A 24478-nucleotide genomic window follows, 5' to 3' on the forward strand; every position below is an offset into this window, starting at 1 on the left:
CGGAGCGGGCTCGCGGACGCTCCGGCCCAGGCGCTCGTGGACCCGGAGCCGGCCCACGGCCTGGACCGACGGACCCGCCCTCACCCAGGGCGGCCGGCACGCGCACGCCCTGCGCGAAAACGCTCCCCTCCCGGCTTGCCGGACGCCGCGTCACAGCCGCCGACCGCCCGGGGCCGTCATGCTCCGGCCGCAGGCCCCGGTGTCGATGTCGTCGACGAACTCGCCTACCGCGTCGACGACTCACGGATCGGGTTCGACGACGCGACGACCCGGGGCATGGTCGACGACTGGCTGCGCGGCCCCTGAAACACGCGAGTTCCAGGCGGGCCGGTCCCGACGCTGCCGGGAGCCCGGTCGAGGGCGGACCCGCCCTCGGCCGCACCGGCCGCGGTCATCGGCCCGGACCGCCCGGGCGGCGCGACCGAACGGACTTCATCGCCGGCGGGTGGACAGGTGGGAGGGAAACTCCGGCCGGCTGGAGAGCGTCCGGCGCACGTGTGCGGAACATACCCGCACCGCCGCCGCGTTCGCGGGCACTGGGCGGGTCGTGGTCCCGCTTCCGGACGACCCTGGAGACGGTGCGACCCGGTGGGCGGCCGCCCGGACCGGTGAGCGGGCAGGGCGACCCGAGGCGGGCGCCCTGGGCATACCGGACTGTCGATGGCCTGCCGCGCGGTCAGGCACCACGGGCGGATTCCGTCGGGCCGCGTCGCCGCGCGCGGGACCGCGCCGCATGGGTGACGATGGAGATGTTCCGACTCGGCTGTGCTGCGCCATGGAAGAGGTGGACGGCATGACATCACCCTCCGAATCCCCGGGCCACAACCCGCCACGCGAAGCCCCGCCCCCGACCGCCGCACCGGAGAGCGCGAACCTCAGCGCGCTGGTGAACCTCGGCTGGCAGGCCCTGTTCACCATCGGCCTGGCCTCGGTGGCCCTGGGCGTGATCGTCCTGGTCTGGCCGGGGGAGACGCTGCGTGTCGTCGGCGTACTCTTCGGTGTCTTCCTGCTGGTCAGCGGTGTCTTCCAACTGGCCTCCGCCTTCGGCACGCACGTACCCGGACACCTGCGGGCCCTGCACTTCATCACGGGCGCGCTCTGCGTACTGCTCGGCCTCGTCTGCTTCCGGGGCACCCTGGAGTCGATCCTGCTGCTCGCACTCTGGCTCGGGTTCGGCTGGCTGCTGCGCGGCATCATGATGACGGCGGCCGCCGGGGCGTCGCCGGGCATACCGGCACGGGGCTGGCAGATGTTCCTGGGGATCATCACCCTGCTGGCCGGCGTCGTACTGATCGTCTCGCCGTTCGGCTCGATCGCCGCGCTCACCCTGGTGACCGGCATCATGGCGATCGTCCTGGGGGTGGTCGAGGTGTTCCACGCGATCCAGTTGCGTGTCGAAGCGGGCCGTCTGACGAAAGGCACCGCCGCCAAACGGGGGCGGCCCGCCTTCCGCGCACACCCCCACCCGCAGCACTGACCGCCCGCCCGCCCTCGCCGAACTCCTGGTCGGCGGCTCGTGCCGTCACCGTCCACACGACCGCCCCGCCGATCAGGATCACCAGCCACACCACCAGGACGATCCAGGCCTCGACAACGGGAGGAGCCGCATGGGCCGGTCGGCCTACGGTGTCCGGCCGGACTCCGCTCCGGACAGGAAAGGCGCCGGTCAGTCCCGTACCGCCGGGACCAGTGGGCGCCGTTCCGTCGGCGGCCGGGCCGGCTCCGTCCCTCCCGGTTCCGGAAGGAGCTCGAAGACGCCGGCCAGGCCGGTGCGCCGAAGGAGCCGCCGGAAGGGCGCACTGCCGGTGACCAGCCGCAGCCGGCCACCGCGGGCCAGCACACGATTGCGGACCCGGCACAGCAGGCCCAGCCCGGCGCAGTCGACGAAGGACACGGACCGCAGGTCGAGCAGCAGGTCCGGCCGGGGCCCGGAGGACAGCGTGTCGAGCCGCATGCCCAGGAGGATCCGTGCGGCGAAGTCGACGTCGCCGCGCAGGGTCACCACCGTGGTGGCGCCGATCGTGCGGACGGTGTGACTCACCGTCGGCCTGGTGGTCTTCTCGCCCATGTACAGAGCAAAGACCGGCCGCCTCGGCCGGGGAAGGGCCGTTCGGCCCCTTCCGCCGGGACCGAAGCGCCCGCGGCTCCGGCGTCGGCCTACCGCCGTCCGTCCGGAGGGGCTGGGCAGGCGCCGGGGTTGCGACGGCAGCACCGCCGGGCGGGCGGGCCGGCCCGGCACACGCATCCCCGCGCGGTTCCGCGGTACTCGGCGCCAAACGGTCCCGTCCCAGGGCGGGCGGTGACCGGCCCCGGCCGCCCCGGAGCGGGTCCCGCCTCCCAACGGTCCCGGCAGGGGCGGAGGACGACGGCGACGTTCGCGGGTGCCCGCCGGAGGCGCACCGGTCGGCGCACCGGTGGGGCCGACCGGCCCAAGCGCCGCACGCGGCCCCTCGGACACGCTGGAGCCGTCGGGGCGAGCCCGGCGTCGGCGGTGCGGGGCCCGGGTCGCGCCCCGGACAGGGCATCGCGCCCCCGACAGGGCGGTGCGGCGCGACGGCAGCCACCGCGTCATCACGGAGCGGGAGGAGGGCGGATCGGCCGATGTACAGCGACGACGGTTCCCGCGAACTCGAACGGCAGGAATGCCTTCGGCTGCTGGCCACGGTTCCGGTGGGCCGTATCGTCCACACGCGCCACGCCCTGCCCGCGGTGCTCCCGGTGGACTTCTGCCTGGACGACGACGGCGCGGTGCTGCTGCGGGCCTCCTCCGCGTCCGAACTGGTCCGTGCGGTCGACGGCGCGGTCGTCGCCGTCGGGGCCGACGAAGTGGACGCGGTCGCCCAGTCCGGATGGAGCGTCGTCGTCACCGGCTCCGTCTCCGTGGTGACCGATCCCGGGCGGCTCCGGACGCCGGCCCGGCAGGGGCCGCGCTCCTGGGCCCCTGCGCCCCGGGAAGTCCTCGTCCGCATCGAACCGGAACTGGTCACGGGCCGCGAACTCGTCGGCGGCCGCAGCCTGTACGGCCTCGGTTCCTTCTTCTGACCCGTCGCCGACCGGACAGGCGGGAGGACGCCATGCAGGGTTCCCAGTTCACCGTGAGCGACGTGATGACCGGCACCGTCGTCGCCCTGGCCGGCGGCGCGACGTTCAAGGAGATCGTGCGCACGATGCGGCAGTGGGACGTCAGCGCGATGCCGGTGCTGGACGGCCGCGGCCGGGTGATCGGCGTGGTCTCCGAGGCCGACCTGCTGCGCAAGGAGGAGTTCCGCGACCACGACGCGGACCTGCCCGGCCGGCCGGGCGGCCCGGACGGCGCGGCCAAGGCGCGGGCGGTGACCGCCCGGGATCTGGCGACGGTCCCGCCGGTCACCGTTCACGCCGGCGCCACCCTGGCCGGGGCCGCCCGGCTCATGGCCCGGCACGGAGTCAAACGGCTGCCCGTCGTCGACGACGAGGGGCGGCTCACGGGCATCGTGAGCCGTTCCGATCTGCTCAGCGTCTTCCTCCGCGACGACGACGACATCGCCGAGGAGGTCCGGCGCCAGGTCGTCGCCGGCCGGTTCCCGGTCCCGCTCGAGTCGCTGGGCGTGGAGGTGCACGAGGGGGTGGTCACCCTCGCGGGCAGCGTCCCGGACACTTCCTGGGTGCCGCTGGTCGTCCGACTGGTCCGCTCGGTCGAAGGCGTCGTGGACGTGCGCTGCGAGATCACGGGACCGAGCCGTCGTCGGCCGGTCCTGGAGCCCGACCTGGCCGGCGAGGGACGGCCGGCGCGGCGGACGCGGACGCGCCCCGCGTCCTGACGCGCGGAGCACCGCCCCGTCGATGCGACGAGAGCCCGCACGGTCAGCGGGTCCGCCCGGCCGGGCCGGGATGGCGACAGGGCACCGCCGGGACCCGCCGGCCGCCCGGGAACAGCTCCGCGACCCCGCCCGAGGCCGAGGGCCGAACCGAACCGCGCGCCGCATCCGACGGCGGCGGGCCCGCCGAAGGACCATGGAGGAGCAAGAGCGCGACGGGCCCCTGCGATCGGAGTGGACTGTGAACCTCAACGGCGCGCGCGTACCGGTGGCCGCCACCGGCGCCCTCGGCGATGCCCGCACGGCCGAACCGGCCGGCCGGGGAGCCCGGTCTGCGCCCGCCGGACGCGATCCGGCCCGTACCGCCAGTGCCGCCGGTACCGCCCGTACCGCTCGGTCACGCCCGAGTGCGCCGAGCGTCCTTCCCGGGGCGTACGACCCCGCGTCCCCTGCCCGCGCCCCGCACGATGCGAAGGGAGCACCGGGCGGGCCGAACACCATGGTGACGGCCTTCGGACCGGTGGCCCGTCGCCGGGCGGCCCAGGTCCCGCCGATCCCGGCGGGAGGCGACCCCCGCCGTGTCGTGACGGCTGCCGCCGACGTGCCGGCGGCAGGGGCCGGATCGTCGCCCACCGCCCCGGACGGGACACCCGCCGCCGAACGGCTCGCCGGATGAGCGGGTGCCCCCGCACGCCCGACGTGACGTGTGACGTGGTGATCGTCGGCGGCGGTGCGGCCGGACTCGCCCTCGCCCACCGGCTGACCGCGTCCGCTTCCCCCACCGTCACCCTCGTGGAGGCCCCCGACGGCCCACTGCGCCCTCCCGAGCGCACGTGGTGCTACTGGGACCGCGGCACCGGCGACTTCGACCAAGCGGTCAGCGCCTCCTGGTCCCGGCTGCGTGTCCACGGCACCGACGGCCGCGCGATCACCGTGGACCCGTCCCCGCTGAGCTACCGCATGCTCCGGTCCACGGATTTCGAACGCCTGGTCCACTCCCGCCTGCACCGTTCCCCCGGCGTGCGCGTCCTGCGCGCGACGGCGGACACGGTCCGCAACACGGCCGACGGCGCGGAGGTGCGCTGCACGACCCCCGACGGCCGGAATCTGTCACTGCGCGCCCGCCATGTGTTCGACTCCCGCCCGCGGCGCGCACTGCCGCCGGCCCGGACCCAGTTGATGCAGCACTTCCGCGGCTGGTTCGTGCGCACCCGCGCGGACCGGTTCGACCCCTCGGTCGCCGACCTGATGGACTTCCGCGTGCCGCAACCGCGCCACGGGCTCGCCTTCGGCTACGTACTGCCCCTGGCCCCGCACCGGGCGCTCGTCGAGTACACCGAGTTCTCCCGGACCCCGCTGACCGTCGAGGCGTACGAGGCCGCGCTGACCCACTACGGCCGCGACGTCCTGGGACTCGGCGCGCTCACCGTGGAGTCGGCGGAGCAAGGCGTCATCCCCATGACCGACGCGCGCTTCGCCCGCCGGGTGGGGCCGGCCGTCTTCCGGATCGGCGCCGCGGGCGGTGCCACCCGCCCCGCGACCGGATACACCTTCGCCGCGGTCCAGCGGCAGAGCCGGGCCATCGCCGCCGCCCTGCGCGCGGGCCGTGCGACCGTGCCCCCGCCGCACGGACGGCGCGCACTCGCCATGGACGCGGTACTGCTGCGGGCCCTGGACACCGGCCGGATCAACGGCCCCGACTTCTTCACCGGCCTGTTCCGGCGCGTTCCGCCGGAGCGCCTGCTGCGCTTCCTCGACGGCGACACCTCCCTGTGGGAGGAATGGGGCATCGGGCTGCGCACGCCCGTCGGCCCCATGCTCCGGACCGTCGCCGAACTGCCCTTTCTGCCCCGCCGCCGCCGACCCGCCCCACGAATCGGAGAGAGCCACCGATGACGCTGCTGCGCGATCACGACCTGGCACGCGCCTTCGACCACGCCTCGCGCACCTACGACCGCCTCACGGCCCTCAACCCCGGATACCGCACCGACCTCCTGCGTTCGGCGCGTCGTCTTCGGCTGCCGCAGGGCGGGGCCGGCCTGCACGTGCTGGACCTCGGCTGCGGCACCGGCGCCTCCACCCGGGCCCTGCTGCGGGCCGCGCCCCGCGCCCGGATCACGGCTGTCGACGCCTCGTCGGGGATGCTGCGGCGGGCACTGGCCAAGCCGTGGCCGGCCCGTGTGCGCTTCCGGCATCTGACCGCCGAGGAACTGGCGACGACCGGGGACGGACCGTACGACGCGGTGTTCGCCGCCTACCTGTTCCGCAACGTCACCGACCCGGACGGCGTCCTCGCGACCGTGCGCTCGCTGCTGCGGCCCGGCGGCCGCCTCGCCGTCCACGAGTACAGTCTCAGCGGCTCCGCCGCACACCGTGCCCTGTGGACGACCGTGTGCCGGGCTGTGATCATCCCGGCGGGCACGATCAGCGGCGACCGCGCTCTCTACCGGCATCTGTGGCGCAGCGTCCTCGACTTCGACACCGTCCCCGCCTTCACCACGCGCCTCTCGGGTGCGGGATTCACCGGCGCGCGCGCCCTCCCGGTCGCCGGATGGCAGACGGGTATCGTGCACACCTTCCTGGCCCGCGAAGCCGCCGCCGTGCGGGCTGAGGACGCCCGGTGAGCGCCCCGCGGCGCGCGGCCCGACGAGGCCGCGACCGAAAGGCCGAGGTCATCACGCCCGCGCCGGGCCGGGACCGGTTCGACCCCGAGGACGCGCCCGGCATCGCCGTGGTCGGCGGGGGGATCGCCGGTCTGGCCGCGGCCACCCTGCTGGCCGAACGGGGCGCCCGCGTGACCCTCTACGAACGGCAGGAGTCGCTCGGTGGCCGCCTCGCGGGCCGGCGCACCCGCCTCGCCGACGGTTCCGTGGTGACCATGAGCCGGGGTTTCCACGCCTTCTTCCGGCAGTACTACAACCTGCGCGGCCTGTTGCGGCGGACCGATCCCGGGCTCGACCGTCTGTGTCCGCTGCCCGACTACCCGCTCCGGCACCGCGACGGGCTGACCGACAGCTTCGCCCGCGTCCCGCGCACACCGCCGTTCAGCGCGCTCGGCTTCGTCGCGCTGAGCCCCACCTTCGGCTGGCGCGACCTCGCCGCCATCGACGCCCGGGCCGCGCTGCCGCTCCTCGACGTCCGCGTACCCGAGGTCTACGAACGCTTCGACGGCATGAACGCGACCGCGTTCCTGGAACGCGTCCGCTTCCCCGAAGCCGCGCGCCATCTGGCCTTCGAGGTCTTCTCGCGCAGCTTCTTCGCCGACCCGCGCGAGATGTCCGCCGCCGAACTGCTCCTGATGTTCCACATCTACTTCCTGGGATCCGCCGAGGGACTGCTCTTCGACGTGCCGAACGAACCCTTCCCCCAGGCACTGTGGGAGCCGCTCGGCGAGTACCTCCAGCGCCTCGGAGCGGACATCCGCACCGGCACACCCGTACGCGGCATCCACCCGGGCGACGGCGGGGGAGTGCGGGTGCGGACCGACGACGCCGTGGACCGTCACCAAGGCGCGGTGCTCGCCCTCGACCCCGGAGCACTGCGCGGGCTCGTCGCGGCTTCCCCCGGGCTGGGCACCCCGGCCTGGCGCGAGGACGTCGCCGCCCTGGACACCGCGCCGCCCTTCCTCGTCTCCCGGCTCTGGCTGGACCGGCCGGTCGGCGCCGACCGCTCCGGGTTCCTCGGAACCAGCGGCTACGACGGCCTCGACAACATCAGCGTCCTCGACCGCTACGAGGGCGAGGCCGCCCGCTGGGCCGCCAGGACCGGCGGCTCGGTGGTGGAACTGCACGCCTACGCCGTCGCCGCCGACGCGAAGCCGGAAGCGGTGCGAAGGCGCCTCGTCGACAGCCTGTACCAGGTCTACCCGGAGACCCGGCAGGCACGGATCGTGGACGCCCGGCACGAATGGCGCTCCGACTGCCCCTTCTTCCGGGTCGGCTCCCACGCCCGGCGGCCCGCCGTACTGACTCCCCACCCCCGGGTGACGCTCGCCGGTGACGCGATCCGCTGCGACCTCCCCGTGGCCCTGATGGAACGCGCCGCCACCACCGGGTTCCTGGCGGCCGGGGCCCTGCTCGCGGGCTGGGCCGTCCGCGGACAGACGCTGTGGACGGTACCCCGGGCCGGCCGCTCACCCGCACTGCGGGCACTGGGCGGAGCCGGCAGCCGCTGAGCACCGTCGCCCCGCGCCGTGCCGGGCAGCGCGGATACGCGGACGTACGGCGTCGGGCCGGTGGGGCCCCGCGCCGGAACGGCCGCGGACCCCCGGCTCCCGCCGCGCTCACCCCGGGAACCGGCCCGTGCTGCGCAGCTCCCAGCGCCGCTCCGCGTAGGCGAGGTCGTCGCGCCACAGCCGGCCGGCGCTCCGGCGCATCAACGGGCGCAGCACGGGCGCCGCGGCCCGTGCGAGGGCGAAGCCGCGCCGGTCCGAGGCGGCGACGACCGCCTCGACGACGGCGGTCCGCGGCCGCTCGTCCGACTCGCGGGTCAGGGGTGTGGCATGGGTCTCCACCACCGATGTGGACCCCTCGCCCTCCGTGATGCGCATGACCACCGTGCGGGGCCCGGGAGCGGTGAACTCCGCCCGGACCGGCACCACCAGACGGCCGGTCACCCGGAAGGAGACGTCGACGACGAACGCGTCGTCCTCCTCGCCCCGGGGCGGCCTGGACACCGTCAGGTCCACGAACGAGTAAGGATGGAACCAGGAACCGTGCCAGGGGTCCAGCCGGTTGGCCACCACGTCCTGGGGCTCGCACCGCCCGACGGCCGTGAAGACGGCGTCCACGCCGCCGCTCGCCGGCCGCACCGGCACGGCCGGACGGTCCGACGGCTCCTCGCAGCCGACCTCGTCCAGCCGGACCCACACCAGTACGCCGTCGTCGTGGACCGGATACGGGTCCCAGCCGGTGAGCGGCCCACCGTCCAACGCCAGTCCGTGCCAGTGGCACACCAGCGTGCCGCACACCACCCTGCCGTCCCGCAGGGGCGCGCCCAGATGCGGGCAGACACCCGGACCCGCGTGCGGCTCACCGGTGTCCGACCGCCACAGCACGACCTCGGCACCGGCGACCGTCCTGCCGAGGGGACGGCCACCGGCGCGTACCTCCCGGGAGGCGCCGACGACGAACCAGTTGCCGGAGGGACGTGCCGATGCCCGCTTCAGCGCGTCGGCGATCAGCGCCGGGCGTGCCTCCCGCCACGTCGCGGCCTGTGCCGCCCAGTCCGTCCGGCGGCGCCGTCGCAGGGGCGGTGTCCAGCGGGCCCGGCCGGCTCGGCCGCTCACCTCACGGGTCCCTTCCACCGGAGAGCGGCGCCGTCCGCCTGGGGCGCCTGGAGCCCGGTGCGCGCGCGCCGGCGCGCGCCGGCGATCTGCAGGACTCCGGTGGCCGCGGTGACCGCGCGGCGCCCGCGGGAGACCACCGCACGCCGGTGCAGCACCATGTACTCCTGGTCCGCGATCGCGTCGAGGATGCCGCCGTAGAGGGTGAACGCGGTGCGGATGCAGGGGCGTGTCCGTGGGTCGAGCATGGCGATGCCCGGCTCCGCAGCCCGGTACACCTCTCGGGTCAGCTCCTCCGCGGCGACGAGGGCCGCGCGGATGCGCGGGTCGGGACGCCCGGTGCGGCGGCTCCACTCCAGCAGCGGCCGGTCCACGCCATGGGCGGCGAGCAGGTCCGCGGGCAGGTAGACCCGCCCCCGGTCCAGGTCCTCGCCCACGTCCCGCAGGAAGTTGGTGAGCTGGAACGCCACTCCGAGCGCCGCCGCGTGCGGTGCCGCCTCCTCACGGGGGACGACCGTGCCGAGCACCGGCAGCATCTGCAGCCCGATCACCGCGGCCGAACCGTGCATGTAGGCGCGCAGGTCGGCGTAGGTCGCGTAGTCGGTGACGTGCAGGTCACTGCGCATGGAGACCAGGAAGTCACCGAACAGCGTGTGCTCGATGCCGTACCGCTCGGCGGTGTCCGCGACGGCCCGGACCACCGGTTCGGTCCCCTCGCCGGTACGCAGCCCGTGCGCGAGCTCGCTCTCCAGGCGCCGCAGCGCACGGTCGCGCTCCTCGGCCGTCCGGGGACGGTCGACGTCGTCCACGATGTCGTCCGCCCAGCGGGCGAAGCCGTAGAGCGCGTGCACGGCCGGCCGGCGTTCCACCGGTAGCAGACGCGTGGCCAGGAAGTAGGTCCTGCCGTGACGGGCGTTGAGCCGCCGGCACCGGGTGTAGTCGTCGCGCAGGCCGGGGTCGGTGATCCCGGCGGCGTCCAGCTCACGACGGGTCATGGACGCCTCCGGCGGTCGACGCGACGGCCCGGGCGCTGCTCGCCGCCGCACGGGTGCGCGGGCGGGCGCGACGGGTGCCGGGATCCCCGCCGGTGACACGTGCGGCGGCCAGCTTGCCGCTGAGGAGAACCGTCGGCACGCCGACGCCGGGGGTGGTGCCGCAGCCCGCCAGCACGGCGTTCTCCAGGCCGCGCACCAGGTTGCGCGGGCGGAACGGGCCGGTCTGGGCGAAGGTGTGGGAGACCGAGAAGGGGCTGCCCGCGGTGTGCCCCCGCGCCGCCCAGTCCGATGGCGTCACCAGCAGCTCCTCCTGGACGCTGTCCGCGAACCCTTCGAGGCCCCGGCGCTCCAGCTCGGCGACCAGGCTGTCGCGGTAGCGCGGTCCCAGGCCGCGCCATGCGGCGGCGGAGGGGCCCACGTCGGTGTTCGGGCAGGGCGCCAGGACGTAGTGGAGGTGTCCGCCCGGCGGAGCCAGGCCGGGATCGTGCGCCGTCGGCCGGGTGATCAGCAGGGACGGATCGCTCATCAGCCGCCCCGAGCGGGTGAGTTCGTCGAAGGTGCGTTCCCAGGCGGCGCCGAAGGACAGGGTGTGGTGGGCGAGAGCGGGCCACGTGCGGTCGGTTCCGGCGTGCAGGACGACGGCGGACGGCGAGTGACGCAGCCGCACCGGACGCCTCGGTGCGCGGCCCAGCAGCCGGTGCGCGGCGGCCAGCTCGCACGTCAGCACCACGGCGTCACAGGCGATCCGCTCGCCCGTGGCCAGACGCACCGCACGGACCCGTCCCGCCGAGCGTTCCAGCGCGCTCGCCCCGGCCGACCAGCGGAACTCGGCACCCGCCCGGGCCGCCGCGTCCGCCATGGCGCGCGGCAGCGCGTGCATGCCGCCCTTGGGGAACCAGACGCCGGCCACGGTGTCCATGTAGGCGATCACCGCGTAGGCCGCGAGCGCCCTGGCCGGCGCGACCCCCGCGTACAGGGCCTGGAAGGAGAAGACACGGCGCAGTCGGGGGTCGGCCAGGAAACGGCCGATCCGGCGGTCCAGCCGTCCGAAACCGCCCAGTGCCGCCAGACGGGCCAGGTCCGGGTGCAGCAGTTGGAAGGGCGAGTCGAAGTTCGTGTCGATGAAGCGCCTCATCTGCGCCCGGTACAGCCGCTCCAGCCAGTCCCGCAACTCGCGGTAGCCGGCGGCCTCGGCCGGTCCCGCGAACCGCCTGACCTCGGCCTCCATCGCCTCGCCGTCGGTGTGCACGTCGAGTGAGGTCCCGTCGGCGAAACACGCCCGGTAGGCCGGATGCAGGGCCGTCAGCTCCACGTGCCGGTCGAGGCGGTCGCCCACGGCGGCGAACGCCTCGTCGGCCAGGTGCGGCATGGTCAGCACCGTCGGCCCGGTGTCGACCTCGTAGCCGCCCAGGCGCACACGGCCCGCCCGGCCGCCGGGGCCGCCGTCCCGTTCGACGACCGTCACCCGGCGGCCTGCGCCCACCAGGTGCAGCGCGCAGGCCAGACCGGAGAGCCCGGCGCCCACCACGACCACGTGATCCGTCGTTCCCGGTACCGTCCTCACGCCGCCGCCCCGGCGCACTCCACAACGGCCCCCGACGCCCGCTCGGCCAGTGCCGCGAACTCCCGCCGCACGGCGGGCTCGACGCCGCTCCGGTCGAAGCGCCGCGGGCTCGTCGCGGCCACGTGGGCCGCTCCGACCGGTTCGGCCGCGGTGGGCCGCAGTCCCAGCATGCACAACCCCTTCTCGTCCAAGGTCACCCGCACACGACTGCTCCCGCCGGGTGCCCGTGTACGGATGCGATGATTCATGCCCGGTACGCGGGCCGTTGCGGATGACGGTCACCCCATCGGCCCAGCAGCCCCCGACCACCCGCACACGGCCCCGGCGCGGACACGGCCTTCCGCGAGCGCCGCACGGAGCCGTCGGGGCCGCGTGCCGGGGTCCCGACGGCCGTCCCCGGCAGAGGGACGGCCCATCGGCCCGGGCCCGAACGGGTCGCCGCCGGGCCGGCGATGACGGTCCGTCCGATCTCGGTCCGCCTCCAGCCGTCCGGCCGGTGGGTCCCGGAACGCCCCGGCCCCACCGCACCACTTCGACGTCGATCGGCTCGCCCACCGAGGCGGTGCGGCGGAGCGCGGCAGGCCGAACGAGCGGGGCGGGCCACAGGGGCCCTGACCCGGGAGGACCGTGGCACGCCTGCGGGGGCCGCCGCGTTGCCGCTGTGGAACAGTGGAAGGCGAGGAGCGCGCGCGTACGGCGGCCGCGGCGAAGCCGGCCGGGCGAAGGAGGACACTGATGGACCACCCTGTGGTGGCGGGTGTCGACGGGTCCGAGCCCAGCCTGGCGGCGGTCGACTGGGCGGCGCGGGAGGCGGCGTCGCGTGGCGTCGCGCTCCGCCTCGTGCACGCGTCCCCGCCGCTTCCCGACGCCGCCGTCCCGGGACCGGCCGCGGACCGGCTGCGGCGCATGGGCGCGCACCTGCTCCAGCGGGTGGCCGCCGGCCTCGGCGACCGCCATCCGGACGTCGAGGTGCGCGGCGTGCAGGCCGACGGTGATCCGGCGCAGGCGCTGCTCGCCGCGGCCCGCGAGGCCGGACTCCTCGTCGTCGGTGCGCGTGGGACGGGCGGCTTCGACGCCCTGGCGGTCGGCTGGGTCGCCCTGCGGGTGGCGGCAGCGGCTCCCTGCCCCGTCGTGATGGTCCCCGCACGGCCCGGCGGCGCGTGTGCGGAGGGCGCGCACACGCCGCGGGACTCCCAGGTCGTGTGGGGGGTCGACGCCCACCGCCCGGTCAGTGAGACGGCCGCCTTCGCGTTCTCCGCCGCCGAGGCACACGGTGCGGACCTGCGGGCGGTGCACGCCTGGACTCTGCCGGCCGAGGCCGTCTCTCCGCAGACCCTGGTGGTGACCGAGGAGGACCGTGCCACCTGGGAGGACCAGGAGGTCCTGCGACTGTCCGACGCGCTGCTGCCCTGGCGCGAGAGACACCCGGGGGTGACGGTGCGGACCGATGTCGTGCTGCTCCACCCGGCGCAGGCGCTTCTGCACGCCTCCCGGGGCGCGGCTCTGCTGGTCGTCGGCCGCCGCACCGATCCGCCGGCGGGCGCGGACCGCGCGGTTCCCCACGCACTGGGCCCGGTCACGCACGCGGTACTGCACCACGCCCGGTGCCCGGTGGCCGTCGTACCGCACGCCGGGTGACGGCGTGCGCCGTCCGGCCCGACCCGGATCCGGCCGGGCGGCGCGCCGGTCAGCCGAAGAACACCTCGAACTCGTCGTACAGCGACGGATCGACCAGTTTGGCCCTCGCCGTGGCTTCGGCCAGCGGGAAACGGACGATCCGGGTGCCCCGCAAGGCGACCATGACGCCGAACGCACCGTCCTTCACCGCGTCGATGGCGTACAGCCCGAAGCGGGTGGCGAGCCACCGGTCGAAGGCGCTCGGGGTCCCGCCCCGCTGGACATGGCCCAGAACCGTGGTGCGGGCGTCCTTGCCGGTGCGTTCGGCGATCTCCTGGGCCAGCCATTCACCGACGCCGGACAGCCGCACGTGCCCGAACTCGTCCAGCGAGTGATCCTTGACCATCAGCTGTCCCTCCTTGGGGACGGCGCCCTCCGCGACCACGACGATCGGCGCGTAGTTCATCCCGAACCGCCTCTTCACCTGCTCACACACCTGTTCCACGTCGAACGGCCGCTCCGGGATGAGGACGACGTTGGCGCCGCCCGCGATACCGGCGTGCAGGGCGATCCATCCGGAGTGCCGCCCCATCACCTCCACCACCAGGGCGCGCATGTGCGACTCGGCGGTGGTGTGCAACCGGTCGATGGCCTCGGTCGCGATCCCCACGGCGGTGTCGAAACCGAACGTGTAGTCGGTGCCCAAGACGTCGTTGTCGATGGTCTTCGGTACGCCGACCAGCGGAATCCCCTGACCGCTCAGCTCGGTCGCCACACCGAGTGTGTCCTCGCCGCCGATCACCACCAGTGCGTCGACGCCGTGCTCGGCGAGGGTGTCCGTCACACGTCGCAATCCCTCCTCGTGCTTGAACGGGTTGGTACGGGAAGAGCCGAGGATGGTCCCGCCACGGGGCAGGATGCCGCGCACACCGGCGACGTCCAGCGGGACGAGGGCGTTCTGGAGCAGGCCCAGCCAGCCGTCCCGCACTCCGACGAAGTCGAGGCCGTATTCCTGGACACCTTTGCGGACGACGCTGCGGATCACGGCGTTCAGACCGGGACAGTCACCGCCGCCGGTCAGCACTCCGACCTTCATGAGCTTCCTCCCGTCCGCCGTCGGCCCCTGCGCGCGCGTACGTCTTCCCGGCGCTCGGGAACGAGGCGCCGGAGGACGCGTCGACCGCCTTCCCTCAAGCGTCTCTCCGTTCGCTCCGCAGTGACCACTCGGCCGGTGCGGGCCCGCCGCGCAGGGGCGCACCCGACGACCTCCTCCGCGGGCCGGACCGCGTCCCACGTCGCCGCGGCCCCCGCAGGGCACGTCCCGCGCGGCGCGTCCGGCGGAGTCCCGGGACATCGCGAGGACCCCTCGCGTGGCAGGGTTCCCCGTCCCGTAAGAAGCTGACGTCCGGTACCGGCACGAGAGGAGACGATGCGCGGTGACGCTTCCCCTGGTGGTCGGGGCGGACGGGTCCGAGGCGAGCCTGGAGGCGGTGGCCTGGGCCGCCGCCGAGGCGGTGCGGCACGGTGTCCCGCTCCACGTCCTGCACGCGGCGGTCGGCGACCACGAGGCGTCCGACGTGGTCCGCACCGCGGCCGAACGTGCCACAGCGGCGGCTCCGGCCGTACGGGTGTCGAGCGAGGTCGTGCACGAAGAGGCGATCTCCTCCCTGGTGGGCAAGGACCGCAGCGCCTTGGCACTGGTGCTCGGATCCAGAGGGCTCGGCGGAGATCTCCCCGGACTGCTCCTGGGATCGGTCGGTCTGGCCGTGGCGGCGCGAGCCCACTGCCCGATCATCGTGGTGCGCGGCGCGGCGGAACACAGGGACGCCCGCTTCGGAAGCATCGTCGTCGGCGTCGAGGAGGGGGAGGGCAGCGACACGGCCGTGGAGTTCGCCTTCCGGGAGGCCCGGACACGGCACTGCCGCCTGGTGGCCGTGCACGCCTGGAACCCCCGGTTCGGAGCTTCCCCCACACCTGAAGTCCCGCCGTGGTACGCCCTGGAGGCTCACCGGCGCCCGCCCGCGCAGGTGCTCGACGACGCTCTGCGCGGCCCGGTGGAGCGGTACGGCGACACCCTGACGAGCCGCTTGGTGATCGACGGGCCGGCCCGGCAGGCGCTGGTGGACGCCGCCTCGGAGGCGGACCTGCTGATCGTCGGGGCCCGCCGACGACAGCTCGTCGCGGGCCTGCAACTGGGTCTGATCAACCACGCGTTGCTGCACCACGCTCCGTGCCCCGTCGCGGTCGTGCCCCGGACGTGACCGCCGGCCGGACAGGCCGGGGCCGTCGACGACGTGGCCGAGGCGCGCAACCGTCCCGCGTCCTGACCCCGGCGTTCCGGCGAACCCCACGCACGGTGTGGCGTGCGGCACCGCGACGACCGGGCACCGCGCGCGGTGCCGCACGCCCCGGCCGACCGCGCCCGGAAGCGTGCCGCTGAAACCGGCCTGGCGAGGCAGAGCGCCCGGTAATGCCGTGGCGGAATGCGTCGTCAGCCGTCTACCGTGGCGCCGTGCCCGAGAACGTGACCCTGCGCGGCGAACGCGTCTTCCTGGAGCCGATGGAGACAGGCCATGTGCCCGACTTGACGCGAGCCGCGTCGGAATCACGGGACGCCTACGGCTTCACCCTGGTACCAGCCGACCGGGACTCGATGGCCCGCTACGTGAGCGCGGCCCTGGACGATCAGAGCACCGGATGGGCGCTGCCCTTCGTCGTCCGGGACCGTCGCCGGGACCAGATCGTGGGCTCCACTCGCTTCCTGGACCTGGACTACTGGACCTGGCCCCCGTCATGGCCGCCCGGGCGCACGACACCCCGGCCGGACGCCATCCCCACGGTGGCCGAGATCGGCAGCACCTGGCTGTCTGCCAGTGCACAGGGCACCGGATGCAACACCGAGGCCAAACTGCTCATGCTGACCCATGCGTTCGACGTCTGGGGCGTGCTCAGGGTGACGTTGAAGACCGACGCCCGCAACGGCCGTTCCCGCGCGGCGATCGAGAAGATCGGCGGGCGTTTCGAGGGCGTACGCCGCGCCCATGCGCGGGCCGTCGACGGTTCGGTGCGCGACACCGCCTACTACTCCGTCCTCAGCGAGGAGTGGCCGGACGTCAGAGGGCGACTGCGCGCCATTTCGTCACCCCGGCGGGACCCCGAGGGCGGCCACACCCGCGCCGGCGGCGGCAACGCCCCCGCGAGGTGACGGACTTCGCCGGCGAGCCGGACCCGGCTGTCACACTCGAAGGGCCTGGAACGGAGCGGCGGACACCGCGGTGCGGTTCCTCACGGTCAGCGGGCCGAACCGTCGTCGCACCGGCTTCAGTCACGAGCGGTGGACTCGCCGGGCCGCGGTCCGGTTCCGGTCGTCGGGCACCCGCTGGATGAAGGAGACTCTCTCCCGTACCGCGGTCGACTGCACGACGAGCACGGCCCGATGCGGCAGAAGGAGCCCAGTGGTGGCGACGCTTGCGGAGATAACGGCCCTGTTGGGTGAGCCGCGGTTCAACTGGTCGGATCCGGCTCCGTGGATCGAGCTGGAGGGGGAACTCGGCATCGAGTTCCCCGCGGACTTCCGTGAGATCGTGGACGCCTACGGTTCGATCGAGGTCAACGGGCAGTTGTACCTGCAGCATCCCGCCGGTCACCTTCTGCACAGCCTGGGAGAAGTCATCAGGGGGGATCTCGAGCTGTGGCGCGAGGAGGACATGGCGGAGTTCCTGCCGAGTCCGGTGGGGGCGAACCCCGGTGAGCTGATGCCGGTGGCATCGGCCACGACGGGGGAGGCGGTCTTCCTGCGCGTCCCGGACGGGCCCTCGTCGCCCTGGCGCGTCGTCATTCAGGAGTTCGACAGTCCGGCCTGGACCCTGTACGAGATGACGTTCGGCGACTGGTTCCTGGCTTATCTCAGGGGAAGGGACGTAACGGTGTGTTCTCGCGACTTCGCGCCTGACCGCCCGTTCTACGCGTTCCTGCCCTGAAACCCCCCAAGCCCTCTCGCGGTCACCGTGCTCGTGTCGGCGCACCACTTGCCGTCACCCGTGGTAGGGACATGTCGGTGGGGGAGTCCCGGAAGATCGTCGACGATGACGAGACTCCCGTCGCTCCGATGGATCTCCCTGCCGTCGGGGCACTTCGGGTGCGCCTCGGTACCGGGAAGGCTGTTCCGGGCGCCGCTGGTTCGCGCGGTGCCGTCCCGCGGCCACCCGACGTCTACGGACGTGGTGACGGGAAGGTCCTCACCCGTCCCCGAAACCCTCGGCCGAGGCGCGCATGCCCGCCCACGACCTCCCCGGACGGCACGGTCGGCCCTCCGGGTAGAAGAGGAACAGGGTGCAGCCGGTGGTGGTCGAGGGGACGTGCCACGATCCGGCCGGGGCGTGCAGGAACGTGCCGGCGGGGGTAGTCGCGTGCTCCGTCGTTGAAGATGCCGGCGACCACGTAGACCTCTTCCGGGCCGGGCTCGTGGACGTTGCGGTGCGGCCAGGAGGCGCCCGCCTCCATCTCCAGCACGTTGGCGTGCGCGCCGGACGGTCCGCGCCACAGGGGACGCAGCCGGATCCCTGGGAACAGCTCACGGGCCGGGGACTCGACGACGCGGAAGGCCGGGCGGTCGGCACCGGACCGTACGCCCCGGCCGGCGTCATGAGGATGCGGGCGGTCCGGTGGAGGTGTTCACCAGTACGGCACGGACTGCTGCGGGCCCGGCATTCCCCGCGGTCCACCGCGACCTTGCCGTGCTGACACCACGCGAACGCGAGGTACTGACACTCATGGGCGGCGGTCCGCCGTCCACCCATGGAGCGGCGTCGCGGCGTCGCCTGCCGGCTCCTTCGAGAGGCGGAGCAGGAAGAGGACGGGATGGGGATGTGCTCGTACGGGGTAGGCGAGCGAGACGACGCGGGGCGGTCCGGCTCGGTGCTTGTGGGAGGGTCAACGTATGCGGTTCGACGACGATGCTGCTCTGGACACGTCCGAGGTCGAGGACGGTCGGGGCGGTGCGCTGGGCGGGATCCCGGGCGGCGGGAAGACCATCGGCGGGGGACTGGTCGGGCTCGTGGTGCTGGTCGCGTCCGTGCTCTTGGGTGTCGACCCCGACATGTTCGGCTCGGGCAGCGGCGACACGTCCTCGTCCGGCAAGCCGGCCGCGGACCTCGCGGCGGACTGCCGGACAGGTGCCGACGCCAACAGCAAGGAGGAGTGCCGGATCGTCGCCGTGGTCGACAGTGTGCAGGCGTTCTGGAAGCAGACGGAGACAGCCGTCGGCAAGCCCTACCAGCAGGCCCCGACGTTCCTGTTCACCGGCAGTGTGAACACCGGTTGCGGGGACGCGACTTCCGATGTCGGCCCCTTCTACTGCTCTGCCGATGACAAGGTCTATCTCGACCTCGGCTTCTTCAACGACCTGAGCAGCGAGTTCGGCGCCAAGGGCGGCCCGTTCGCCGAGGCCTACGTCATCGCGCACGAATACGGCCACCACTTCCAGGACCTCAGCGGAACGATCTCCCGCGGCAGCGGAAAGGGCCAGAACAGCGGCTCGGTGAAACTCGAGTTGCAGGCGGACTGCTACGCCGGAGTGTGGGCCCACCACGCCACCACCACCCCCGACCCCAAGAGCGGTAAGCCACTGATCACCGACTTGACGAAGGACGACATCAACCGCGGGCTGGACGCGGCCGCCGCCGTCGGAGACGACCGTATCCAGCAGCGCTACCAGGGCAAGGTCACACCCGACACCTGGACCCACGGCTCCGCGAGCCAGCGTCAGCAATGGTTCTCCACCGGCTACCGCTCCGGACGCGTCACCAACTGCGACACGTTCAGCTGACCACGCTGACAACCACGGCACGACGCCCGGCTGTGGGCCGCCGATGGTGGGACGATCGCGTATCACGTTCCGCCGCGGTCGGCGGTTACTCAGCTTGTTGGCGTGGTCTCGTCAAGGTGAGGCCGGTCTCGGCGAGGCATCCGTCGATGAGCGTTCACGACCTCGCGCAGGTCGCAGGAGCCCAGGTCCCCGGGTGGTCGACCGGGCCACCCGCTCCTGCTTCCACGCGGTGACCAACGGTTCGATCAACGCCCACTGCTCGTCGGACAAGTCGGTTGAGTACGGCATCCGTTCCATGCCCGCGACTCCATCATGCACGCGGCATGCACACGACATGCGCGACACCCTCTCAGTCCTTGAGGCGGGCGAAGCCGTGCTCCATCGGCGCCCGGACTGCCGCCAGTGCGGTGTCCGACAGCTTCTGGCCGCGGGTCAGGGCCGCTTTCGGGCGACCTTGTGGCCGGTGATCACAGCCGGGTCGGAGTCGGTACCGCCGTCGTCGAGCCCGCGGCGGTCGCCGCCCGAGTGCGGGCTGGGGCTGAACCTACTTCGCCGACGTGTGTGCCGCGCACCCAGCGCGGATACGCCGGCTGAGGAAGGGGGCTGCGCGGTCCAGTGCCTCGTCTGCCTCGTCCAGAACGCCGGCGAACGACTGGAAGACGTGCGGCACGTCGGCGGTGATGTCCAGAATGACGTCCACCCCGACCGCCCTCCCACGCGCGGCAAGGCGCGTGGAGTCGTCCAGCAGGATCTCGTTCGTGCCCACCTGCATCAGCAGTGGGGGGAAGCCGGTCGGGTCGGCGAGGACGGCCGGGCCGAGCAGGGGCTGGTGGGGGTCGGCTCCGGCGGGATACATGGCCCCGGTGTGTTCAACGGCCTTACGGGTGAAGATCGGGTCGATGCCCTCCTTGGTGCCCATGCTCTCGCCCGTGCGGGTGGCGTCGAGGCCAGGGGAGAACGCCACGATGGCGGCGGGCAGTGGGAGGCCCGCGTCACGGGCGGCGAGGCAGGTGGTGACGGTGAGGCCGCCGCCGGCCAAGTCGCCGGCGAACGCGATGGCCGAGGGGTCTATGCCGCTGTCGAGGAGGGTGCGGTAGGCGCTCAGGGCGGCTTCGATCGCGGCCGGGAACGGGTGCTCGGGGGCAAACCGGTAGTCCAGCGAGTACGCCCTGGAGCCGGTCTTGGACACGAGGTGTCCCATCAGCGACAGGGCGGTCTGGGGGAGCCGGGCACGAAGCCGCCGCCGTGGAAGCACAGGATCGTTCCGGCGCGGGGCCCGTTGTCCGGCTCGACATGCAGGGCGGGTCGGTTGTCGAGCGTCGTCGGCGTGACTCGGATGGTGTCGGGCACGATCATCTGGGCCATCAGCGCCTTGAATCCAGCGCGAAGTTCCTCGACCGACCGGGGACCCTCAGGCCGCGGTTGCCGCATCGTCGCGTCGACCCGGGCGCGCTGTTCCTTGCTCATGGGTGTGCTCCTGTCGAAGTAGCTTCCACTACACTATATGCCATGGCATATAAATGGAGGTGACGAGGTCGACCTCTCGGGCTTCTTCGCCGATCTGGTCCGGTGCGAGACGCGTCTGTACAACGCACTCAATGACCGTCTCCATGAGCGTCACGGGATCGTCACCTCGCGTTTCGAGTTCCTGTGCTTCCTGCGCGACCGTCCCGGGGCTCGCGTGTCGGACCTCGCCGCCGAGTTCGCCATCGGCGTGGGGGCGACCAGCAAGGGCGTCGACCGTCTGGAGAAACAGGGATGGGTCGTCCGGCAGTCGAATCCATCCGATCGCCGGTCCTCCCTGCTGGCCCTGACCGACGACGGCTCGCAACTCGTCGAGGCGGCGGAGAAAACCTTCACCAACGGACCCGCCGCGCTGATCGGAGACACGCTCGACGGCCCCTCGGCGGCGGCCGCCGTCCGCGCCATCTCGAAGCTGCGCTCCGTGCTCGAACGTGACCAGATCGGCACGCCCACAGGCTGACGGACGCAGCCCGACGAGGTACGCCGCCGCGCTTGGCCGGCGCCGTTACCGGACGACTGCCCGAACCCGTTTCGAGCCGCACCGCGGATCTGCCCGGTCCCGGGGGCACGGCCCCTGGTCGCTGACCGCGTTCCGCCCCGGGGGACATGCCACCGGTTGTGGTATCCGCGCGCCCGATCACTGCAATGCTCGTAGCCGACAGCCCGCGGGCACAACGTGACCGAAAGCAAGGGAGGATCGGCAGATGCTGGACGCCGACATGCTGAAGCACCCCGTGATCCGCGACTGCGTCGACGCCCTCGTCGGCGGCCGGGGCGGACTGGTCGTCTACGGGCAAGGCCTGGGGGCCGCGAAACGCTCGTGGGGGCGGGCGTGGGGATCGCGGCCGCCACCGGCAAGAAACTGACGATCGTCGACGCCGAACTCCTCCGCACGCCAACCGCCCGCCTGGCCGAACAGCCTGGCCTCGCCGAGCACACCTTCCTGCCTCCCGAGCAGGCCGCGAGCTGGCCGACAGGATTCGACCCGCACGCAGTCCTCGCCGTCCACGGGGACGTCCTGTGTAGCCAGAGCTTGGTGGAGCCGCTGCGCGCCGCGGCCCGGGACACCAGCCTCCACACCCGCCATCCAGGCCGCACCCCTGGGACTACCTCGTCCACGACGAGTGGGATATCGCCCTGAGCCTGCTGGAAGAGCCCGGGGACGCCCGCTCGCTCCCTCTGGCGTTCTGGGAGCAGCTCGCCGAAGCGGCTGAGCGGCTCCGGCTGGAGCGGAGCACGACGTGGTGCCATTGGCGATGCTCCGAACTCCGCAACGGTGTGATCCGGGCGGATCTGAGGCTCCGCCCTGCCGCCGAGGCGCGACGCACGACGCCAATCTCCGGCGCCGGTGTTCTGCGGCCCAAGTGGGGCATCGGACACCTCTCACCCACCGGCGGACGCGCGGTCAGCATCGCTGGGCTCTGGGTTGAGAACATGCCCACGCTGGAGCCCGGCGGGCTAGCCACGGTTCGCCTCGTGCCCCTCACGCCCTCCCGCTGGACGCACGTCCAGCCCGGCCGGCAGATCACCCTGCACGAGGACCGAGCCTGTTGCCGGCACCGCAGTCATCCTGGAGGTTCGGGGCACGCTGTTCACCGTGCAGAAGGGGAACTCGTGGACCGGAGCAGTATCCCGGTCGAGGCCAGCCTGACGCAGCACGTGTACTCGTTCACGAGAGAAGCGGCTGCAGTCACGCTGACGACGACATGGCCGCCGGGGACAGCGGCACGGCTGACCTGGCCGGAGCTGCAAGAGCTGACCGACAGGGTGAAGTCCGAAGCGGTGCGACTGATCACCACCACGCGTCCGGAACTTCGTGACAACACCTGGCTGAGGCAGACGGTGGGGCAACCACCGGCTGCCTGAAGGTCCTTCCGTGACTACCGGTCATCTCCAGCGGAAGAGTCCGGACACTGTGCAACGGTGTCCGACCGCAGTCGGCTGCCGCGTCCCGCCGCCGTCCGTCCGGCCCGGCTTCACCGCCTTTGCCGGGTCCTGCTGTCTCCTGGTCCCGTCGTCCTCCGGTCCGGTCGCCGGTTGCTCTGGTCCCTGGCGACCCTGGCGACCCTGGCCGTCCGCGTGCCGTCCGGTTGCTCCTTGCGACGGGCGGATCGCTTCCGGGATCCCGCGCGAAGCAATTGCTTGGCTAGCCACGTAATGGGTGCTACTTTTATGTGGCTGGCCACGGAAAGTGGTCGGTGCGGCATCCCACTCGAGGAGAGCAGTCATGAAGGCCATCGTTTTCGACACGTTCGGCGGCACCGAGGTCCTGCACGAGGCGGAGATCGACATTCCCCGGCCCGGCCCCGGCCAGGTCCGTGTGCGGGTGCGGGCGGTCGGCGTCAACCCGGTGGACGGCAAGATCCGCTCCGGTGCCATGCAGGCCATCTTCCCCACCACGCTGCCCGCCGTGCCCGGCGGGGAGATAGCCGGTGTCATCGACGCCGTCGGCGAGGACGTCGACCACCTGAAGGTGGGCGACGAGGTCCTGGGCTGGTCCGACACCGGCTCCTACGCCCAGTACGCCCTGGCGTCCGCGGCCGTCCTCGCGCTCAAGCCGGCCGGCCTGGACTGGATACACGCCGCCGCCCTGCCCGTGGCGAGCGACGGCGCCGAACGCGTGCTGGACCTGCTCGGCGTCACCTCCGGCGAGACACTGCTGATCCACGGAGCGTCCGGCGCGCTGGGCACCATCGCCGTCCAGCTCGCCGTCGCACGCGGCGCCCGCGTCATCGGTACCGCCGGACCGGCCAACCAGGACTACGTCACCTCGCTCGGCGCGATCGCACTCATCTACGGCGACAACCTCGTCCAGCGGGTCCGCGACCTCGCCCCCGAGGGAGTGGACGCCGTCTTCGACGCCGCGGGCAAGGGCGCACTGGAGGACTCCATCACCCTGCGCGGCGGCACCGACCGGATCGTCACCACCGCCGACTTCCGCGCCGCCGAACTCGGCATCGTCTTCGCCGAGGGCCCCCAGCGCCGCTCCGCCGCCCGCCTCGCCGAACTCGCCCAGCTGGCCGCCGACGGCACACTCATCACCACGATCAGCGCCACCCACCCCCTCGCCGAAGCGGCCAAGGCCCAGCAGGCCAGCGACGCCGGCCACAACCGCGGCAAGATCGTCCTCACCGTCAACTGACCGGCCACCCCCACTCTCGTGACAAGGGAGCAGCAATGTCCGACACCACCCCACCGCAGCCCCCGGGCACGGCGCGCGACGGGCGACTGAGCTACGCCATCTTCCAACTCGCCCGCGCCCACCGCGGCCACGCCGCCGCCATGCTGCGCGCCCTGAACCTGCACCCGGGACAGGAACTGCTGCTGATGCAGCTCTTCGACCGGGACGGCCAGACACAGGCGGAACTCCTGGAACGGGTCGGCCTCGACCACTCCACCGTCTCCAAGTCACTGCGCCGCATGCAGGAGGCCGGACTGCTCACCCGGGAACCCGCTCTGCACGACCGGCGGGTCATGGTGGTCCACCTCACCGACGCCGGCCGCGCCCTCAAGGAGCCCATCGCCGACATGTGGCGCGCCCTGGAGGAGATCTCCGTACGCGACCTCACCCCCGACCAGATCGAGATGTTCACCACGTGGGCGCGCACCATCGAGAAGTCGGTCAGAGACCACAGCCGGCAGGCACCTGCCCAATAAGCAGACACGGAAAGCCAGCCCATTTGCCGGGCAGCCCCCCGCTGCCGAGGCGCTGCTCGCCGCCACTGAGCTGCCGCGCACCCCCGAGGGGAAGCCGGATCCGGCCGCTCCCGGCTGGCTGGGTCGCCGAAGCGTGCCGTTCCGGCTTCGTCGGGCCTGCCGTCGTGGTGTGCTGCGTTTTCTGACCTGTCACGCTGGTCCGGTGGGGGGGTG

25 protein-coding genes and 3 pseudogenes are annotated in these 24478 nt (G+C 73.2%); 18 read left to right on the forward strand and 10 right to left on the reverse strand.

Annotated features, from left to right (window positions below; translation table 11 throughout):
- The first annotated feature begins 135 nt into the window (after window positions 1–135).
- Both ACF061_RS33720 and ACF061_RS33725 read left to right on the forward strand, forming a co-directional pair.
- A complete protein-coding gene (locus ACF061_RS33720; RefSeq protein WP_392270814.1) occupies window positions 136–306 on the forward strand; it encodes a hypothetical protein in 171 nt (56 codons plus the stop codon).
- A 487-nt stretch (window positions 307–793) separates the two neighbouring features.
- Complete coding sequence (locus tag ACF061_RS33725; protein ID WP_392270815.1) at window positions 794–1477, forward strand: HdeD family acid-resistance protein; 684 nt, start codon at window positions 794–796, stop codon at window positions 1475–1477.
- 189 nt (window positions 1478–1666) lie between these two features.
- Here the strand turns inward: ACF061_RS33725 and ACF061_RS33730 are convergent, their stop codons facing one another.
- Window positions 1667–2068 (reverse strand): STAS domain-containing protein, encoded by a 402-nt coding sequence (locus tag ACF061_RS33730; RefSeq protein WP_392270816.1) that lies wholly within the window; start codon window positions 2066–2068, stop codon window positions 1667–1669.
- Between the two features lie 533 nt (window positions 2069–2601).
- Here ACF061_RS33730 and ACF061_RS33735 point away from each other — a divergent pair.
- The 5 genes from ACF061_RS33735 (at window position 2602) to ACF061_RS33755 (ending at window position 7971) form a co-directional block, all read left to right on the forward strand.
- Window positions 2602–3042: a pyridoxamine 5'-phosphate oxidase family protein gene (locus ACF061_RS33735; RefSeq protein ID WP_392270817.1), complete on the forward strand. Its 441-nt coding sequence runs from the start codon at window positions 2602–2604 to the stop codon at window positions 3040–3042.
- A gap of 32 nt (window positions 3043–3074) precedes the next feature.
- The gene (locus tag ACF061_RS33740) at window positions 3075–3800 is read left to right on the forward strand and encodes a CBS domain-containing protein (RefSeq protein ID WP_392270818.1); all 726 of its coding nucleotides are present in this window, start codon (window positions 3075–3077) and stop codon (window positions 3798–3800) included.
- Between the two features lie 669 nt (window positions 3801–4469).
- Complete coding sequence (locus tag ACF061_RS33745; RefSeq protein ID WP_392270819.1) at window positions 4470–5693, forward strand: lycopene cyclase family protein; 1224 nt, start codon at window positions 4470–4472, stop codon at window positions 5691–5693.
- A complete protein-coding gene (locus ACF061_RS33750) occupies window positions 5690–6421 on the forward strand; it encodes a methyltransferase domain-containing protein (RefSeq protein WP_392270820.1) in 732 nt (243 codons plus the stop codon). Before ACF061_RS33745 ends, ACF061_RS33750 begins: the two co-directional genes overlap by 4 nt.
- Window positions 6418–7971, forward strand: a complete 1554-nt coding sequence (locus ACF061_RS33755; protein ID WP_392270821.1) for an FAD-dependent oxidoreductase — start codon at window positions 6418–6420, stop codon at window positions 7969–7971. The genes ACF061_RS33750 and ACF061_RS33755 overlap by 4 nt, the downstream gene beginning before the upstream one ends.
- A 108-nt stretch (window positions 7972–8079) precedes the next feature.
- Here ACF061_RS33755 and ACF061_RS33760 read toward each other — a convergent pair whose 3' ends face one another.
- Genes ACF061_RS33760 through ACF061_RS33775 form a run of 4 tightly spaced genes read right to left on the reverse strand, consistent with a single transcriptional unit; the run spans window position 8080 to window position 11843 of the window.
- Window positions 8080–9084 carry a DUF5914 domain-containing protein gene (locus ACF061_RS33760; protein WP_392270822.1) on the reverse strand — a complete coding sequence of 335 codons (1005 nt, stop codon included), beginning with the start codon at window positions 9082–9084 and terminating at the stop codon, window positions 8080–8082.
- Entirely contained in the window at window positions 9081–10076 is a 996-nt protein-coding gene (locus ACF061_RS33765) for a phytoene/squalene synthase family protein (protein ID WP_392270823.1), read from the reverse strand. The genes ACF061_RS33760 and ACF061_RS33765 overlap by 4 nt, the downstream gene beginning before the upstream one ends.
- Complete coding sequence (crtI, locus tag ACF061_RS33770; protein WP_392270824.1) at window positions 10063–11640, reverse strand: phytoene desaturase family protein; 1578 nt, start codon at window positions 11638–11640, stop codon at window positions 10063–10065. Before crtI ends, ACF061_RS33765 begins: the two co-directional genes overlap by 14 nt.
- Window positions 11637–11843 (reverse strand): hypothetical protein, encoded by a 207-nt coding sequence (locus ACF061_RS33775; protein WP_392270825.1) that lies wholly within the window; start codon window positions 11841–11843, stop codon window positions 11637–11639. The genes crtI and ACF061_RS33775 overlap by 4 nt, the downstream gene beginning before the upstream one ends.
- Before the next feature lie 532 nt (window positions 11844–12375).
- Here ACF061_RS33775 and ACF061_RS33780 point away from each other — a divergent pair.
- A complete protein-coding gene (locus ACF061_RS33780; RefSeq protein WP_392270826.1) occupies window positions 12376–13278 on the forward strand; it encodes a universal stress protein in 903 nt (300 codons plus the stop codon).
- Window positions 13279–13327: 49 nt separating this feature from the next.
- On the opposite strand, the gene ACF061_RS33785 is transcribed toward ACF061_RS33780, so the two are convergent.
- Window positions 13328–14353 (reverse strand): 6-phosphofructokinase, encoded by a 1026-nt coding sequence (locus tag ACF061_RS33785; protein WP_392270827.1) that lies wholly within the window; start codon window positions 14351–14353, stop codon window positions 13328–13330.
- A gap of 340 nt (window positions 14354–14693) precedes the next feature.
- Here ACF061_RS33785 and ACF061_RS33790 point away from each other — a divergent pair, with 340 nt between their 5' ends.
- The 3 genes from ACF061_RS33790 (at window position 14694) to ACF061_RS33800 (ending at window position 17237) form a co-directional block, all read left to right on the forward strand.
- Window positions 14694–15518, forward strand: a complete 825-nt coding sequence (locus ACF061_RS33790; protein ID WP_392270828.1) for a universal stress protein — start codon at window positions 14694–14696, stop codon at window positions 15516–15518.
- Between the two features lie 251 nt (window positions 15519–15769).
- Window positions 15770–16462 (forward strand): GNAT family N-acetyltransferase, encoded by a 693-nt coding sequence (locus ACF061_RS33795; protein ID WP_392270829.1) that lies wholly within the window; start codon window positions 15770–15772, stop codon window positions 16460–16462.
- Between the two features lie 253 nt (window positions 16463–16715).
- Window positions 16716–17237, forward strand: a complete 522-nt coding sequence (locus tag ACF061_RS33800) for an SMI1/KNR4 family protein (protein WP_392270830.1) — start codon at window positions 16716–16718, stop codon at window positions 17235–17237.
- Between the two features lie 327 nt (window positions 17238–17564).
- Here the strand turns inward: ACF061_RS33800 and ACF061_RS33805 are convergent.
- A pseudogene (locus ACF061_RS33805) lies at window positions 17565–17829 on the reverse strand (cupin domain-containing protein); the annotation flags it as partial.
- Window positions 17830–18196: 367 nt separating this feature from the next.
- Here ACF061_RS33805 and ACF061_RS33810 point away from each other — a divergent pair.
- The gene (locus ACF061_RS33810) at window positions 18197–19084 is read left to right on the forward strand and encodes a neutral zinc metallopeptidase (RefSeq protein ID WP_392270831.1); all 888 of its coding nucleotides are present in this window, start codon (window positions 18197–18199) and stop codon (window positions 19082–19084) included.
- 149 nt (window positions 19085–19233) lie between these two features.
- Here ACF061_RS33810 and ACF061_RS33815 read toward each other — a convergent pair.
- From ACF061_RS33815 to ACF061_RS33825, 3 genes and pseudogenes are all read right to left on the reverse strand, one after another.
- Window positions 19234–19381, reverse strand: a pseudogene (locus tag ACF061_RS33815) (IS5/IS1182 family transposase); the annotation flags it as partial.
- A gap of 247 nt (window positions 19382–19628) precedes the next feature.
- Window positions 19629–20285 carry an alpha/beta hydrolase gene (locus tag ACF061_RS33820; RefSeq protein WP_392270832.1) on the reverse strand — a complete coding sequence of 219 codons (657 nt, stop codon included), beginning with the start codon at window positions 20283–20285 and terminating at the stop codon, window positions 19629–19631.
- A complete protein-coding gene (locus ACF061_RS33825; RefSeq protein WP_392270833.1) occupies window positions 20285–20551 on the reverse strand; it encodes a hypothetical protein in 267 nt (88 codons plus the stop codon). The genes ACF061_RS33820 and ACF061_RS33825 overlap by 1 nt, the downstream gene beginning before the upstream one ends.
- Before the next feature lie 37 nt (window positions 20552–20588).
- Here ACF061_RS33825 and ACF061_RS33830 point away from each other — a divergent pair, with 37 nt between their 5' ends.
- The 6 genes and pseudogenes from ACF061_RS33830 to ACF061_RS33855 all read left to right on the forward strand — a co-directional run bounded on the left by ACF061_RS33830 (window position 20589) and on the right by ACF061_RS33855 (window position 24265).
- A complete protein-coding gene (locus tag ACF061_RS33830; RefSeq protein ID WP_392270834.1) occupies window positions 20589–21068 on the forward strand; it encodes a MarR family winged helix-turn-helix transcriptional regulator in 480 nt (159 codons plus the stop codon).
- A gap of 372 nt (window positions 21069–21440) precedes the next feature.
- A complete protein-coding gene (locus tag ACF061_RS33835; RefSeq protein WP_392270835.1) occupies window positions 21441–21749 on the forward strand; it encodes a hypothetical protein in 309 nt (102 codons plus the stop codon).
- Window positions 21710–22259 (forward strand): annotated as a pseudogene (locus ACF061_RS33840) (hypothetical protein); the annotation flags it as partial. The gene ACF061_RS33835 and the pseudogene ACF061_RS33840, both read left to right, overlap by 40 nt.
- Window positions 22223–22474: a hypothetical protein gene (locus ACF061_RS33845; protein WP_392270836.1), complete on the forward strand. Its 252-nt coding sequence runs from the start codon at window positions 22223–22225 to the stop codon at window positions 22472–22474. The pseudogene ACF061_RS33840 and the gene ACF061_RS33845, both read left to right, overlap by 37 nt.
- Before the next feature lie 361 nt (window positions 22475–22835).
- Window positions 22836–23750 carry an NADP-dependent oxidoreductase gene (locus ACF061_RS33850; protein WP_392270837.1) on the forward strand — a complete coding sequence of 305 codons (915 nt, stop codon included), beginning with the start codon at window positions 22836–22838 and terminating at the stop codon, window positions 23748–23750.
- A 35-nt stretch (window positions 23751–23785) separates the two neighbouring features.
- Window positions 23786–24265 (forward strand): MarR family winged helix-turn-helix transcriptional regulator, encoded by a 480-nt coding sequence (locus tag ACF061_RS33855; protein WP_392270838.1) that lies wholly within the window; start codon window positions 23786–23788, stop codon window positions 24263–24265.
- Window positions 24266–24478 lie beyond the last annotated feature (213 nt).

Source organism: Streptomyces sp. NPDC015220 (assembly GCF_043079345.1).
In the GTDB taxonomy this organism is placed as follows: domain Bacteria; phylum Actinomycetota; class Actinomycetes; order Streptomycetales; family Streptomycetaceae; genus Streptomyces.